Annotated in this window: 11 protein-coding genes and 2 tRNA genes; 2 read left to right on the top strand and 11 right to left on the bottom strand. The window is 41.0% G+C overall.

Annotation, left to right across the window (positions count from 1 at the left end; translation table 11 throughout):
- Positions 1 to 496 precede the first annotated feature (496 nt).
- Complete coding sequence (locus tag ACWI_RS08700; protein WP_070371022.1) at positions 497 to 904, top strand: hypothetical protein; 408 nt, start codon at positions 497 to 499, stop codon at positions 902 to 904.
- Positions 905 to 1,160: 256 nt separating this feature from the next.
- Here the strand turns inward: ACWI_RS08700 and ACWI_RS08695 are convergent, their stop codons facing one another.
- The 8 genes from ACWI_RS08695 to ACWI_RS08660 form a co-directional block, all read right to left on the bottom strand.
- Entirely contained in the window at positions 1,161 to 1,883 is a 723-nt protein-coding gene (locus tag ACWI_RS08695) for a M48 family metallopeptidase (RefSeq protein ID WP_070371021.1), read from the bottom strand.
- A gap of 9 nt (positions 1,884 to 1,892) precedes the next feature.
- Complete coding sequence (locus ACWI_RS08690) at positions 1,893 to 5,048, bottom strand: type I restriction endonuclease subunit R (protein ID WP_070371020.1); 3,156 nt, start codon at positions 5,046 to 5,048, stop codon at positions 1,893 to 1,895.
- A 38-nt stretch (positions 5,049 to 5,086) separates the two neighbouring features.
- Positions 5,087 to 6,301: a restriction endonuclease subunit S gene (locus ACWI_RS08685; protein WP_070371019.1), complete on the bottom strand. Its 1,215-nt coding sequence runs from the start codon at positions 6,299 to 6,301 to the stop codon at positions 5,087 to 5,089.
- Positions 6,294 to 7,844, bottom strand: a complete 1,551-nt coding sequence (locus ACWI_RS08680) for a type I restriction-modification system subunit M (protein ID WP_070371018.1) — start codon at positions 7,842 to 7,844, stop codon at positions 6,294 to 6,296. The genes ACWI_RS08685 and ACWI_RS08680 overlap by 8 nt, the downstream gene beginning before the upstream one ends.
- Positions 7,845 to 8,091: 247 nt before the next feature.
- Positions 8,092 to 8,183 (bottom strand) — tRNA-Ser (locus ACWI_RS08675).
- A 45-nt stretch (positions 8,184 to 8,228) separates the two neighbouring features.
- A tRNA-Ser gene (locus ACWI_RS08670) sits at positions 8,229 to 8,317 on the bottom strand.
- Positions 8,318 to 8,400: 83 nt separating this feature from the next.
- Complete coding sequence (locus ACWI_RS08665; RefSeq protein ID WP_070371017.1) at positions 8,401 to 9,462, bottom strand: branched-chain amino acid aminotransferase; 1,062 nt, start codon at positions 9,460 to 9,462, stop codon at positions 8,401 to 8,403.
- A gap of 247 nt (positions 9,463 to 9,709) precedes the next feature.
- Positions 9,710 to 10,786, bottom strand: a complete 1,077-nt coding sequence (locus ACWI_RS08660) for a 3D domain-containing protein (RefSeq protein ID WP_070371016.1) — start codon at positions 10,784 to 10,786, stop codon at positions 9,710 to 9,712.
- 311 nt (positions 10,787 to 11,097) lie between these two features.
- Here ACWI_RS08660 and mutY point away from each other — a divergent pair, with 311 nt between their 5' ends.
- Positions 11,098 to 12,207, top strand: a complete 1,110-nt coding sequence (gene mutY, locus ACWI_RS08655) for an A/G-specific adenine glycosylase (RefSeq protein WP_070371015.1) — start codon at positions 11,098 to 11,100, stop codon at positions 12,205 to 12,207.
- Positions 12,208 to 12,210: 3 nt separating this feature from the next.
- On the opposite strand, the gene amrA is transcribed toward mutY, so the two are convergent.
- The 3 genes from amrA to ACWI_RS08640 form a co-directional block, all read right to left on the bottom strand.
- Positions 12,211 to 13,644, bottom strand: a complete 1,434-nt coding sequence (gene amrA / locus ACWI_RS08650) for an AmmeMemoRadiSam system protein A (RefSeq protein ID WP_070371014.1) — start codon at positions 13,642 to 13,644, stop codon at positions 12,211 to 12,213.
- A 27-nt stretch (positions 13,645 to 13,671) separates the two neighbouring features.
- Positions 13,672 to 14,961: a phosphopyruvate hydratase gene (eno, locus tag ACWI_RS08645; RefSeq protein WP_070371013.1), complete on the bottom strand. Its 1,290-nt coding sequence runs from the start codon at positions 14,959 to 14,961 to the stop codon at positions 13,672 to 13,674.
- A gap of 177 nt (positions 14,962 to 15,138) precedes the next feature.
- On the bottom strand, positions 15,139 to 15,333 hold the full coding sequence (locus ACWI_RS08640) for a DUF6440 family protein (RefSeq protein WP_070371012.1): 195 nt from the start codon (positions 15,331 to 15,333) through the stop codon (positions 15,139 to 15,141).
- Between the last annotated feature and the right edge of the window lie 22 nt (positions 15,334 to 15,355).

Here is a 15,355-nt window from a genome sequence, read left to right as displayed (position 1 = left end):
CACTGCCAATTTCTTTTTCATAAATAATACCTCGTACTGTTTTATTTTTAATTATATCGTCACATCAAACAAAATACCAGATAATCGCCAAAAGTAAGAATAGCATTTCTTTTTTCCAAATAAAAAACCTGCTACAATCGTAACAGATTCTATCTAACATCAATTTTGATGCGTAGTTCTTGGTGGCGGAGAAGGTCATACTTAACGCAGCTTTTCGAGTTAAAATTAACTTCCATTAAAACCAAATTACAAACTCACAATGAATCTTATCTTGCTTCTCGTTCTCACCTGAACAAAACCGTTCTCTGTATTTTTTATATTATCATATAAAAGCTAATTAGAATTTCAAACTTTGTTCTATTTTCTCAAACCCCAGTTTTTTATGCAAGAATCTCTTGAATGTGCGAATTTTTTTTACAAATGTATTGCATTCTGGTTTTTAACATGTTATATTAGTTACGTGATATCACATAACTAATATAACTGGAGGTTATTTATGAAAGCTACGTTCAACGACTTTATTGCAAAGGCACCTAACTATAAGAAATTTGATGGTAATTCTGAAGCTATTCACATCTTTGAAAATATCCTATCTGATGATAAAAACATCATTGCAATGATTGATATTAGTGAAGCTGGAAAGCCTGCACTTTGTGCTTGTCTCTCACAAATCGAAAATTTTTACCAGAATCAAGTATCACCTATATTTGATCTTCGAGACAATTTTACCAAACAAGCATTAGGTACAATGGTGCGTGTGGTTCTAGAGCCCTTTGGTTACCTCACTAAATCTCAAAAGGACATTCCAAAGAGTTTTAATGCTCTATTTGTCACTTCTGCCATGACATACACTAAAAGCGGACCTGCTACAATGAGAGTTACTAGAAGAATCGAAGAAATCTAAAAAAAATTAATGGAAATACCACCGCCACTGTCCAAACGGTCACCTTTGAAAAGCCTTATTATATTTTGAATGATGCTAAAAATCTAAATCGTACAATAACAAAAGATGAAGCCGATAAAATTATCAATAGTTATGTTCCCAGAAATGACATAAAATGGATTAAATTGTAAATTTTGCCAGTTAAAAACCCTAGTGCTAACTTCATTTGTGGAGTGGCACTAGGGTTTAATTTCATTAATTTTACTTTTATTTTTAGCTATAATCCACGTACTACTTCTTCATCCAATATCTCTTTCCGTTGCTTCCAATCCGGCATCAGCATCGTCATAAAGGTGTAGAATTCCGGATCATGATTGCGGTATTTGAAATGCGCCAGCTCATGAAGCACCACATAATCAATACAAAACTTCGGCGCTTTGATCAGCGCCTTGTTAAGCATAATAACGTTCTTATCTTTAATGCAAGATCCCCATCTGGCTTTCATCGTTCTTATATGGATCTCCGGCAATTTGACATCATATTTTTCAACTAACGGATAGGTTCGTTCGAGACTCTTATGAAAATTCATCACTGCTTTTTCCTTAAACCAATCATCCACAAGTTTTTCTTTTCGATGATAGTTCTTTCGATCTTTTACTTTGAGCTCAATGAAACCTTGGTAATACCGAACCCCTTCTTTATCGGATTCCGCTACCTTAAGACGATACTGTTTCCCCAAGTATTTAAAAGATTCTCCGCTGACATATTCTTTTTTTGAATACTGTTCTGGCTGTACATCTTTAAAATAACCCAGATTTTTTATGATCCAAGGTGCTTTTTCTTTCACAAATTTCAAAATGTAATCAACTGGCACTTTGTCATTTGCTGAGACTTCGATGGTCATATCTGGTTTTATATTAAGATTGATGTTCTTTATTTTTTTTCTGATCAATTCAAATTCGATGGTTCTCTCACTATATTGTATTGTATGTTTTTCCATAGGATTCACCTAATACCGCCTCAGCGCAACAGTTTTAATATCCTCGATGATTCGATCAATCTGATCAAACGTCAAATTCGGGAGTTCATTTTTCTTAAGTTGATAGAAACGATCATCCAGTGCGGTTGAAATAGCATTGTGAACATCCTGGTTGTCATGCCAGTCGACTTTTGAATGCTCACCAATGATCGCATCCACATCAATGGCAACATCTGCCAGAATATTTTCATAATTGTATATTTCAGTCGGTTCGTGGACGTGATCACCATTTTGATCGGTGGCATCGCAATATCGTTCCAGACCTTCTTTCACAACCCCGTAAAATGCCTGAGCATGGCTGTTGTGTTTGATCTGCGCTGGATAACTGGTTCCTGAATACCCTTTCTGGTAATCCTTTTTCACTTCATTCATATGTTGCAGATATTCAGCATCTGAGATCCGTTTTTCCTTATATTCGGCAATGATTTCCTCAATCCGCTGAGAAAACTTTTTATAGTAAGCCGGATTTTCATCCCACTTGCCACTGATACTTTTTGTCATCCGGGTTCGGATCGCATCTGCTTTTGCTCTTGGTGAACCCAGTCTTAGTAATTCTTCTTCAAATTTCTCTTCATTTAAGATATCCACTGGTGCTGTAATGTTGATAACATCTTCTGCTGCAATATAGGTATCCATCAAATTTCTCATTTTAGATTCGTATTCCTTATGATCAATGGCATCAGAATATCTCAATTTAACAGCTGCTCGAAGCTCCTGATAGAATTTCAACTCTTTCTTATAATGAAGCAGCTCTGCATTCCCAAGGGCATTGTAAATATGTTCGGACTCTAAAGCAATTCCCAGATACTTGCCAAATTGACTAAGCTCATTATAGAAATTATTCCGGATTTCCTCATTTTCGAGGGCTAGTTCATATTCTTCGTGATCATTTTTATTCTTGATCCCCTTAAAGATCCTAGCTAGATTGGAATAGGCCTGTTTTAAGGAACCCACTGTACCAATGACATCGACTAGAGCGCCGGAAATATCTTCCCTATCGAAGTTTTCAAGTCCTGCCCCAGAATAGGTTTTCATTGCGGAATCTAGTTCCTGTATGAGGCCCCGGTAATCAATGATCAGCCCATAATCCTTCCCTTCATAGAGACGATTTACCCGGGCAATAGCCTGGAGTAGATTGTGTTCTTTCAATGGCTTATCAATGTATAAAACCGTTGCCCTGGGGGCGTCAAATCCTGTCAGTAGCTTATCCACCACAATCAGAATATCAATACTATCGCCATCAACGAATTCACTTTTGATCCGATCTTCATATTTCTGAGGATCAGCATAACCCGCCATCAATTTGTTCCAGAACTTAACCACCCGATCCTTGGGTTCTTCATCAACTTCATCATAACCCTCCCGCTGATCCGGGGGTGACATAATGACCGCTGTATGAATATCATTATATTCTTCAAAAGCTTCAAAATAACGGATCGCGTCAAACTTGGAATTGGTGGCAAGTATGGCTTTAGCAAAAGTTCCTTTATAGAATTTTGTGAAATGAACATAGATATCATCTGCAATCAACCGTATCCGCTGTTCTGATGAGGCGATGGCTTCAAACTGACTCCACTTTGCCTTAAGCATTTCGGCCTGTTTCTCATTGAGATTTCTGACAATCATGGCAATTCGTTTGTCCACTGCAGCCCGATTGACCGTCTGCTCAACATATCGGCCTTCATAGAGCAGTGGTACAATGGCTCCATCATCAACACCATCTTTAATGGTGTATTTGTGAATCATGCGACCGCCAAACTTACTGACGGTTTTCTTGTCTTTCTTCATCAGAGGTGTCCCGGTGAATCCTAAATAGCAGGCATTAGGAAAGATATTCTTCATTTTGATATGAAGCTCCCCATACTGTGTTCGATGTGATTCATCGATCAGCACAAAAATATCCTTTGATTTAATCGGTTCCTGATACTTGGCTGCAGTGTCAAACTTATGGACAAGTGACGTAATGATATCCGCTTTTCGATCATTAATCAAGGCGATCAGATTTCGACCGCTACTGGCTTTAGCTGCTCTAAGTCGTGAATGATTAAAGGTTTGATGGATCTGATCATCCAGATCAATTCGATCGGTAATTACCAGCACCTGGGGGTGGACATTTGCCATTTCTGAAAGGATATACCGTGCCAGCATCACCATGGTCAAGGACTTGCCCGACCCTTGAGTATGCCAAATAACACCGGACTGACGGTTCCCATTCTTATCAAGTTCTTCAATGGTTCGGATAATTTCTTTAACCGCAAAGTATTGCTGATATCGAGCTATCTTTTTCACCTTATTATCATAGAGGGTGAAGAATCTGATCATATCCAATATCCGCTTGGGATGAAATAAGGCTACCATACTTTTGTCCTGATCAGTTGGAATGCGATTAAAGACGGCCTTATTCAGCTCTTGCTCAAACCATTCGTATTCGCAGGATTCCGCAGCTTCTTTCCATAAAGACCAGAATTTACTTGGGGTATTCACTGTCGCATATTGAGTATCATTTTTATTGGTCGCCATGACGATCTGGACAAATTTAAAGAGATTTGGCACATAATCTTTACCCTGATTACGGATCATCTGGCTAATTCCCTGATCAACAGAAATGGACGCTTTTTTACATTCAATCACTGCTATGGGAATACCATTGACGAAAAGAACGATATCCGGCCGTACTGTCCCGGTTCCATCTTCTTTTTCAACTGAAAATTCCTCAACTATATGAAATACATTGTTTTCAGGATGTTCCCAATCGATATAGTTGATATTAAAAGAACGAACACCATCCGTGTCGGACACTATTTCAGCATAAGATCGGCCAAGCAGTAGAGAATCATAAATCTTCTCATTGGTTTTAATCAAGCCATCAGTAAGAGCTTCATCGATATCATCCATTGATTGTAAAATGTTTTTCTCAGAAAACTGCTGTATAACGCCTTTGTATTCATAGACATTAATAGCCTTTAAACGCTGATACAGGACGTCTTTTAAGATTACATTATGTAGATTTCCACGCATAGCTTGGGCTTCAGCTGAGGGAATCTTGCTATAACCCATCTTTACGAGAACCTCAAGTGCCGGAATTTGGGAGATATTCAGTTCATCATATTCTTTTGCTTTTTCCAAGTGACCACCTCATATATTCTGAATGATTAGTACGCTGTTTAGGATTGCACCCTGACAATGCCAGTTAATAAAAGTTGCATAAGGCCTTTTTTTTGGAGTTTAAGAGCTGAAAGTTCTTGTTCAAGTAGTTCGATCTCTCTATCACTCGTCTTTAGAAGTTTAGCAATTGTTTTCTGCTCTTCAATGGTTGGTTTTTGTATAGTCTCATTTTTATAATCTTTATAATAAACATGCGGGATTGTTGAACCTTTAATATATTTCTTGAAATCAATCAATTGCAATTGTTGATAAAGAAATTCAAAGTCTACATTCTTATTATTGATAATACATCCCATAGTTCCAATTACTGAAGATTCTTTAACTCCTCTACATAACCTTCCTGCACCTGCACCATCTTTGATTATTGCTATATAATCAACAAATACATTGCATTGATCGATGTACTTGTAAATTCCCGTAGCACTATAAACTGGATATAACTCAGGTCCTACATAATTTTCTAAAGAAGAAATACTAATATTTGAAGACTGGTATTTAGTTACATCACCTAATTTAATTTCTTTCCACTTTCCATTAAACCCAGGCAACCTGACTTCGCCGGTTAAAAGTTCCTTCATCAGTCCTTTTTTTTGCTGCTTCTTTTCTTCGATCAGTTGCTCTTTGAGCTCGATGGCTTTATCCCAAGTAGAGAGGATGTCAGTAATTTTTTGTTGTTCTGCTAAAGGAGGTACAGGTATTTTAAGTTTTAAAAATTCATCTTGGCCCAAAGTCTTATTTCTACCAGCGCCTCCTGGCGAAGCTAACTCTAACAGATTATTCCCCCATGGTGATTTAAAAAAATACGTCATAAAATCTAGATCTAATTTATTTCTTTTAGGTTTATACATTGGAAATCGATGAGAGGCTATCATTCCTATTTCTTTATTCGTAGTCTTTCCTATCGCCATTTCCCATGCAAATACAATATTTACTATAAAACAATCTGGTTCTATCCAAAACACTGATTTTTTCCCAAGTTCTTCACCGGTAACTACATTTTTGTAGAATATCCCTTTACCATGAGATCTAATCCCAATTTGTCTATATTCACATTTAGGTTCAACTTTCACAGGCTTTTTTATTTTTTCAATCAAATCACTTATTGCTTCAAAATTCCAATTTTCCGGGATAATTCTATTTTTTTCTATTTTATAACCTTCTAATAACTTACCTTGCTTTATACATTTTATTCTCTCTTTCAGTTCTTTACTCACCTATTATGCCCCCTAATCCGAGCTCCGCGAGATACTTAGCCATCTGAATTTCAACTTCAGCTAATTCCACCTTTATATTAAAAATATTCTTTGCCACTTTATCCATATCAATAAATGATTCTTCTTCAAAGGTATCAACATAGCGGGGTATATTCAGATTATAGTCATTTTCTCTGATTTCCTCCCGAGTGGTGACATAGGTAAATTTATCAATAGTTTCATATTTCTCATAGGCATCTATAATTCGCTGGATATCTTCTTCTCTAAGCTTATTTTGGTTCTTGCTTTTTTCATACATGCCTTCCTTTGAAGCATCAATGAAAAGAACCTCATCTCTGTTCCGATTTTGCTTAAAGACCAAAATACAAGCCGGTATGCCGGTACCAAAAAAAAGATTTGCTGGCAGGCCGATAACAGCATCTAGCAAGTTCATATCAATGATATTCTTCCGGATTCTGCCTTCGCTAGCTCCTCTAAACAGGACACCATGTGGAAGAACGGTTGCCATTCTACCCCCTTCAGCCAAAGAATTGATCATATGGAGTACAAAGGCGTAGTCACCTTTTGATGATGGTGGCACACCCCATTCAAACCGTTTATAAGGGTCATTTCCTTCACTCATTTTAAAGGTCTTATCATCGCCCTCACCGGCAAAACCCATGGCCCATTTATCTAGTGAAAATGGTGGATTTGCAACAACAACCTGAAATTTCATAAGCTTATCATTTTCTAAATGAAGCGGGTTTGAAAGAGTGTCTCCCCAGGCTATTCTTGCATCATCGATATTATGAAGAAACATGTTCATCCGGCATAAAGACTGGGTTTGTCCGTTTCTTTCTTGCCCATAGATCTGTGCTTTTCCTGATGGTATTTTTTTGAATGCCCGAATGAGAAGTGACCCCGATCCACAAGTTGGATCATATATGCGATCATTTTCTTCCGGTTTAACCAGTCGTGACAAAATTTCAGAGACTTCCGAGGGAGTAAAGAATTCCCCCCCTTTTTTTCCGGCATCCGAAGCAAAGTTTGCAATCATGTATTCATAGGCGTTTCCAATAACATCTTCTTCAATAAGTCGAGACGGTCTTAGATCCAGATCAACAAAATCTTCCAACAGGTTTTTAAGCATGGAATTTCGTTCTTTCGTGTTGCCAAGAACTGACTCCGAGTTAAAATCGATATTTTTAAAGACACTTCTTAACTTTGTTTTATTTTCTTCTTCGACGTGTGCCAGAGCCTTGTTGATTGTTTCCCCTATGTCAGATTGATTTCTTTTATCATAGATATAATCAAAGGTAGATATTTCATCTAGGACGAATCGTTCACGCTTCATTTGGCGATTAACCATTTCTTCATCGTTGTCGTATTTTTCCATTAACGCTTCTTTATGTTCTTTATATATATCACTAACGTATTTAATAAATAACATGACCAGGACATAGTCTTTATAAACTGATGAATCAATTTTCCCCCGGAACGTATCACAGGCTTTCCAAAGTGTGCTGTTAACCTCGTCCTGTGTGTACTTTTTAATTTCTTCCATTCCTAAACCCTCCGCTAAGTATTTGTGTCACAATTGCATTATTGATCAACATTCGCTCTAATATAACTTTAATTATACCATCGATGAAAGATATGAAGATATTCTATTTGAAATATTTTTTTCAATTTACGTCTCCTTATCATCTTAGATTTTTTAAATAATGTTCACTAAATTTATTGAACGCAAAAAAACCTGCTACTTTTGTAACAGGTTCTATCTAACATCAATTTTGATGCGTAGTTCATGGTGGCGGAGAAGGTGGGATTTGAACCCACGCACCGCGTTAACGGCCTATACCCTTAGCAGGGGCACCTCTTATAGCCACTTGAGTACTTCTCCAAAGGTAATAATGCAAATGTGATTATTTACTTTTCAAGCATTTGATGGCCGAGAGGGTGGGATTCGAACCCACGTGGGCTTGCACCCTAACGGTTTTCAAGACCGCCCCGTTATGACCACTTCGGTACCTCTCGTAATTCAAAATGCAAGACTAATATTACCAGTGAAAACGCCTATTGTCAAGTGTTTTGATAAACTTTTTTTAAATTTTTAATTTTTATAATTTAACAATCCAGTTCAACGGATCTTCCTTGTTGCCGGTTTGGACATCATAGAGGGTATCATATATTTTTTGCGAGTATTCGCCGATTTTACCGTCGTTAAAGGTCATCTCCACATCTTTCCACCCTAATGTGCCAATCGGCGCAATAACGGCCGCTGTGCCGGTGGCAAAGGCTTCGGTGATTTTTCCCTGCTGATAGGCCTGATATAATTCGTCGATGGTGATCCGACGTTCTTCCACGGTTTCGCCCCAGTGCTTTAATAGTTCGATCACACTTTTTCGGGTAATGCCGTTTAAGATCGTTCCCTCTAGTGACGGGGTAACAAAAACGCCATCGATTAAAAAGAAGACATTACTGGTGCCCACTTCTTCGATGTACTGTCTTTTTTCGCCATCCAGCCAGAGAATCTGTTCAAAACCCATTTCATGAACTTTCTGCTGAGCCGCCAGACCACCAGCGTAATTACCACCGCATTTGGCTTCACCGGTACCACCACGAACCGTTCGGGCAAATTCTGACTCCACATAAATGCGACTGGGAACCATCCCACCTTTATAATAAGATCCCACTGGCGACATGATAATCATAAATTTGTAGCGTTTGGAAACCCGCACCCCGATAAACGGATCGGTGGCAAAAACAAATGGCCGGATATAAAGCGATGTTCCCGGGGATTTAGGAATCCAGCTTTCATCCATCTTAACCAAGGCTTTTAAGGCTTCCAGCAAAAAATTCTCATCGATTTGCGGAATACACATCCGGGCATTGGAGCGGTTCATTCGTTTGAAGTTTTCATCTGGTCGGAACAGCTGAATCTCACCAGCTGGCGTTTTATATGCTTTTAAGCCTTCAAAAACTTCCTGGGCATAGTGAAGCACCATGGCTGAAGGCATGATCTCAATGGGGCCGTAGGGCTTAATGACGGCATCATGCCAGCCAATCCCTTCAGTATAGTCCATCTCAAACATATAGTCCGTAAATTCGACACCGAAGATCAACGAGTCCTCTTCTGGTTTTTCCTTGGGGTTTGCTGTTTTAACAATTTTAATTTCCATGTCTTCCTCCGAGTTCCATAGCAAAACAACACGCTATTTCGTATATAGGAGTAGTATAACAAGCATTGTATACAAAGTACAAGTGTATTTTTTTAGAATAATGTTTTTTCTGAGTACAAAAACGATATCTCTATTTTTTCCCAACATCACCTTTTTCGGTCCGCCATTTTACATTTGCCTCCAAACCACCATTGCTCCGCTAAAAATCGGCAAACAAAAAGACGATGAAAATCATCGTCTTTTTAAACTACTCAACAAAGTATATTTCAATGTTTTGTCGGCCCCAGGCTTCGCATTCAGCTTCGCTATCCATATAAATATCGATAATCCCATAGCCGACTGCGCCTCCCCGATCTTCAACGGTATAGATACCGCCAAGTGCCGGGATATAAACTTTAGTTCCGAAAGGAATTCCTCCCCAGGTGGCAATCGTTCGGCCTGACTGTGGCACAGTTCCCGAAGCGGTGTTATTGCCAGTGGCGGTGTAAGCAGTGGCACTGACTACCATACTCCCTTTAAAACCACTTTCCTGATTTATGCTTGTACTGCCGTCACCGGTAGCACTTTTTTCGACATTGACATTCCCAATAACCGAGGATACTTCTACCGCCTCCGGCATTGTTATGGTTGTCGAGGGACCCACTTCAATAATTTCTTCCACCGCTGGCATGATGACTTCACAGGTAATTACTTCCCGGCTGACTTCGACACCATTTTCGTAGCGGATCTTTTCTTTCTTGTTGGCTTTGCCGTTTTGTCCAACCTGAACAACAATTCGGGTGCCCATCGGCAACTCAGGATTTTCTCTGATGGTGGCCTTCATCGGCACATCTTTAATGCCAGTTGATTCCACGTAGGATATCCGGGTTACTTTGATTGTTCCGGTTTTCTCAGTTAATGGGGTATTTAATCCCGGTTCAACCTTGTCATCCTCATCCGGCTTGACCCCGTTCTCTTCAAGAACATCGCCAACAGTGGCACCGCCTGATAAGTAGGCAATGGTTTTTCCATCAACTTGGATATTTCCGGAAATCTTCTTTTCAATTGTTACATCAATGACATCTTTAAACAAGGTTGTCAACGGTACGCTATATTTATATTCGTCACTGACCGGAAGTTCATTGGCAATCAGAACTTCTTCCAGGGATTCGAGTAGTTTTCCATTGGCAGTGTATACCTTGCCTTCGAAGTTCACTGAAACTTCTTTTTCAACGGTAAAAGCACTGGAAACACCCACAACCAGAAGCAGAATCAAGGCTATGATTCCAATCTTGACGCCGGGATATTTCTTAAGAAAACCACCGGTTTCTCTCTCTCTATTCATAAATAAAACCTTTCATTTTGTCAAAATTGCATAAATAAAAGTTACACGTTTGTTACAGCAAGTTTACCATCCTACCCATTTTATGTCAAGTTTTTTGTGGCGTTTGCGGGTCTAAATGGTGACCCCATCCCAATTACAAACCGTGTTTTTGCCCATTCTAAGGCCATAATGGGGGATGGGGTAAATTCTTGTCCTGGCCTTTTGGGGCTGATTGACACTGGACAAGCTAGTTTTTAGGAAACTGTTCTATACTACATCTTGTGCCTTATTTTATACTTTGAATTGAATGAACTTTAACGAACGGAGACCAAATGCTCGATACCAAAATAAATCAGCAACAAATTGAAATATTACAGACCGATCTACTTAAATGGTTTGAAAAAGCGAAGCGGGATCTGCCCTTTCGCCAAACCCGGAACCCCTATTATATCTGGATTTCGGAAATTATGGCGCAACAAACCCAGATAGATACATTAATACCCTATTATAACCGATTTATAGCAACGTTCCCCACTGTTTTTTCCCTGGCGCAAGCCTCGGTCGATGAGGTCATTAAGACCTGGGAGGGTTTGGGTTATTATTCCCGGGCCCGCAACCTCCATCAGGCGGCCCGGATTATTGTCTCTGACTATGAGGGTAACATGCCCGAAACCTTTGCCAAACTGCTTAAGCTCCCGGGCATTGGCCCTTATACCGGTGGTGCCATCGCCAGCATTGCCTTTAATGAAAAGGTTAGTGCCGTGGATGGCAATGTTCTCCGGGTGATCAGCCGCTATGGCAACAGCTTTGATGATATTGGCGATGCCAAAACAAAAAAGCGGATGACTGGCTTTATTGAAGGTATTCTACCAGATGACGCTGGCGATTTTAATGAAGCACTGATGGAGCTGGGCGCCGTGATCTGTACTCCCCAAAGTCCCAAATGCCTGATCTGCCCGATCCGCAGTGGCTGTCAGAGTCATGCCGCCGGAACCACCGGACAGCTTCCGGTCAAAAAGAAAAAAACGAAGCAGCTCACTAAAAAAATGGAAGTTGGCATCGTCAAACAAAGCAGCTGTCTATTTTTTGTGCGCCGGCCGGATTCCGGTCTCTTATCCGGGCTGTGGTCCTTTCCGATTACCGAAACCGTGGCTGGTCATGGCCAGGACATCACAAAAAAGCTCGAAGAAAATTTCCCCGAGCTAAATGAACCTATCTTTATCGGCACCAACCGTCATGTATTCTCGCATATCATCTGGGAGATGTCCATCTATGGTTTTGATTTGGACAATGCAATCCGGGAACCCGTGTCAACTTCCCACCTCGTCTCCAACCAGGCGCACACACACGCAGACTATCAGTTTAAGGCGCTGTCTGAGATCGATGACCTGGCCTTACCCGTTGCCTTTTCAAAACTTTTAGATCAATTGACCAGTTTTTGATGTTTACTGATGCCGGATCACTTGAAAGCGCTGCAAAATCACATCGCTGTCACTTTCAGCGATACCGGCTTTTCGTTTGGCAATGGCAATCTGTTCTTCCGGCGTGTTGACCCCTTCCAGATCAGGCAGCAGCAAACCCCGATGGAGATCCTTCTCAACAATAACCCCATACTTTTTGGCATCCAGTTCAGCCATACTGTTAACCACTTCGGGCACACCCAGGACATCCACCTTGATTTCCAGCTCCATCAGTTCCTGCTCTTCCACCGGCATAAACCGGGGATCATAGGTTGACGCCTCAATGGCATTGCGGATGATCTCCTGAGCGATGCTTTCGGTCACCGGCCCGGTGGTGCCGATGCAGCCCCGCAGTTCACCATGCTTATGCAGCGAGACAAAAACCCCGGCCTGATTGTTTTCCAGTTCACCCAGAACATCATCTTCGATTTCAACCTGACTTTTGTAATGATCAAAATTCAGCTTCCGGCCCCGTTGCACCCAGGTATTGATGGTCGCTCTGGCCAATGCTACCAGGGGGCTTTCGTTTGAACGCCGTTCTTTATAGGAAAGCACTTTATCTTCTTCATAGCGACTAAGCAGACTGGGAATTTTTTTATCGGTCAAATCGATAAAGGCCGACATGTAACCAACCCCAAAAGGCCCTTCATAAGAAAAGACCGTGGCTTCGGTGTCCAGACCATCAGTGGCGCCCAATCCCATCACGATTGGTTTTAACCCGCATTGACCGGCAGGTTCATAGACCTGGTGGGGAACGGTTAGAATCGAGTAGTAATTTTTGGTTTTGATGCCAGTAACAATATTTTCGTCAAACAACGGCCCCATCGGATTAAAGGCATATGGCCCCTCATCTTTAAGACAGTGCGAAAGATCAGCAGAAACCAGAATCATCGCTTCTTTGCCCCGGGCTTCGATGGCTTCTCGTATTACTGTCCCCATTTTATAAAGCTCAATCAAACTCAGATCACCAATGGTTACATGGACAATCTTATAGCTTCGATAGTATTTTTCGATAAAATAAAGTGGTATCAACACCCCATGATCAAGCTCCAGACCAATTTTATACTCTTTGGCAATTTTATGATTCAAAAAAATAGTGTGGCAGTTATTTTTGGCAAAACCCACATTCAGCTCATCCAGCAGCCCCATATCGCAGTCTTTTGTCAGGCTGATCTCCGGATATCCAAAATTTCGCAAATCACCACTGATCTGATTTTCATAAACCACTGCTGCGCCATCGCGAAATACATTGCCGTGGGGTGTAATACAAACAATCACCTCCGGTTTAATTTCGGCCACCTTCAGCGCCAGATCCCGTAATCCCCGGATCGTTTTTTGTGCTTCATTTTCTCGGCCTTGCCCAACCTCCGGGATCAACACCGGCGGATGACAGGCAATACCCAATCCTTTTAAATACATTGTTTCACTTCCTTATTTGTGTTTTCTTTATTTGATATTATAAAACGCATCTTTCCCAGCGTAGTCACCCAGCAGACCCAGCTGTTCTTCAATCCGCATCAGCTGATTATATTTGGCCACCCGGTCAGTTCGGGATGGCGCCCCGGTTTTAATCTGTCCGGCATTGACGGCCACCACCAGGTCGGCAATGGTAACATCCTCGGTTTCACCGGAGCGATGGGAAACCACCACGGTATAACCGGCCCGTTTAGCCATTTCAATGGTATCCAGGGTTTCCGTCAGGGTGCCGATCTGATTAACCTTAACCAGAATTGAATTGGCCACCCCAGTGTCAATGCCCCGTTTAAGCCGCCCGGTATTGGTGACAAAAATATCGTCCCCAACCAGCTGCACCTTTTTTCCCAGCCGCTCGGTCATGATTTTCCAGCCATCCCAGTCCTCTTCGTCCAGACCGTCCTCAATTGAAATAATCGGATACTTGTCAATTAACATTTCATAAAACGCAATCATTTCCTCGGCAGTTTTTTCAACCCCTTCACCAGCCAAAAAATATTTTTTGGTTTCTTCATTATACATTTCCGAAGCTGCTACGTCCATCGCCAGTTGGACATCTTCACCTGGAAGATAGCCAGCGCCTTCAATGGCCTCTACAATCAACTGCAGCGCTTCTTCATTGGATTTGAGATTCGGGGCAAAACCGCCTTCATCGCCCACTGAGGTGGCCATCCCTTTTTCGCCAAGCACTTTTTTGAGCTGATGAAAGATTTCTGAGCCCATCCGCACCGCTTCCCGAAAGTCCCGGGCACCCACCGGCATAATCAGAAACTCCTGAATATCAACATTGTTGTCGGCATGTTCCCCGCCGTTTAAAATGTTCATCATCGGGGTCGGTAGCAGTTTGGCATTAACGCCACCCAGATATTTATAAAAGGGCAACCCTAATGATTTGGCCGCCGCATGGGCCGTAGCCATGGAAATCCCCAAAATCGCATTGGCACCCAGCTTACTTTTGTTTTCAGTGCCATCCAGAGAAATCAGCACTCCATCAACGGCTATTTGATCGGAAGCATCCATGCCCACCAGAAACTCCTGGGCATAAGCCACACTGTCGACCGCCTTTAATACCCCTTTACCCTGATAGCGACTGCAATCTTTGTCCCGCAGTTCCACCGCTTCAAAAGCCCCGGTGGAGGCCCCTGATGGAACAATGCTGCGGCCCATGGTGCCATCTTCCAGTATCACATCCACTTCAATGGTTGGGTTTCCCCGGGAATCCAGTATTTCTCTGGCAAAAATATCTTCAATATAAGTATTCATTTTTTCCTCCATTTTTTTATTCTGGTCTCTGCCAAACACTTCGGTGCTAAATTCTTGGGTTCAATTTTTTATATCCTTTTTTGTTTATACACCTATTTTATGGAAATAAACTTTTACCGGAAATAAAATGCATACAAAAACCCTGAAAAAGAAAATCTCTTTCAGGGTCTGGGTATTTTATTTTTCAGGGGCAACTAAAGGTTCACCTTCTTCATCAATCAGTACCGTGAGTCCGCCGCCAAATTCATCAAAATGATATAAGTAATTAATTCCTGTTTCGGTATCTTCAATGATCTTACACCCGGAACTCTCGCCAGTGGGTTCGTTGAGAACGATTTTGAATCGGTTTTTCTTTTGTTTTTTTGTTTTCATTTTTTTCTCCTCTTAAATCAAG

Source organism: Acetobacterium wieringae (genome assembly GCF_001766835.1).
GTDB classification, from domain to species: Bacteria; Bacillota; Clostridia; order Eubacteriales; family Eubacteriaceae; genus Acetobacterium; species Acetobacterium wieringae.
Note: the sequence above shows the minus strand (reverse complement) of the source record. Positions and strands in the feature narration are given on the sequence as shown.

Excerpts from the sequence above, each read along its gene's own strand:
- ACWI_RS08695 (WP_070371021.1), bottom strand. The coding sequence starts at position 1,883 with ATGGAAAAACATACAATACAATATAGTGAGAGAACCATCGAATTTGAA.
- ACWI_RS08660 (WP_070371016.1), bottom strand. The coding sequence starts at position 10,786 with ATGAATAGAGAGAGAGAAACCGGTGGTTTTCTTAAGAAATATCCCGGC.
- amrA (WP_070371014.1), bottom strand. The coding sequence starts at position 13,644 with ATGTATTTAAAAGGATTGGGTATTGCCTGTCATCCGCCGGTGTTGATC.
- eno (WP_070371013.1), bottom strand. The coding sequence starts at position 14,961 with ATGAATACTTATATTGAAGATATTTTTGCCAGAGAAATACTGGATTCC.
- mutY (WP_070371015.1), top strand. The coding sequence starts at position 11,098 with ATGCTCGATACCAAAATAAATCAGCAACAAATTGAAATATTACAGACC.
- ACWI_RS08640 (WP_070371012.1), bottom strand. The coding sequence starts at position 15,333 with ATGAAAACAAAAAAACAAAAGAAAAACCGATTCAAAATCGTTCTCAAC.
- ACWI_RS08680 (WP_070371018.1), bottom strand. The coding sequence starts at position 7,844 with ATGGAAGAAATTAAAAAGTACACACAGGACGAGGTTAACAGCACACTT.
- ACWI_RS08665 (WP_070371017.1), bottom strand. The coding sequence starts at position 9,462 with ATGGAAATTAAAATTGTTAAAACAGCAAACCCCAAGGAAAAACCAGAA.
- ACWI_RS08700 (WP_070371022.1), top strand. The coding sequence starts at position 497 with ATGAAAGCTACGTTCAACGACTTTATTGCAAAGGCACCTAACTATAAG.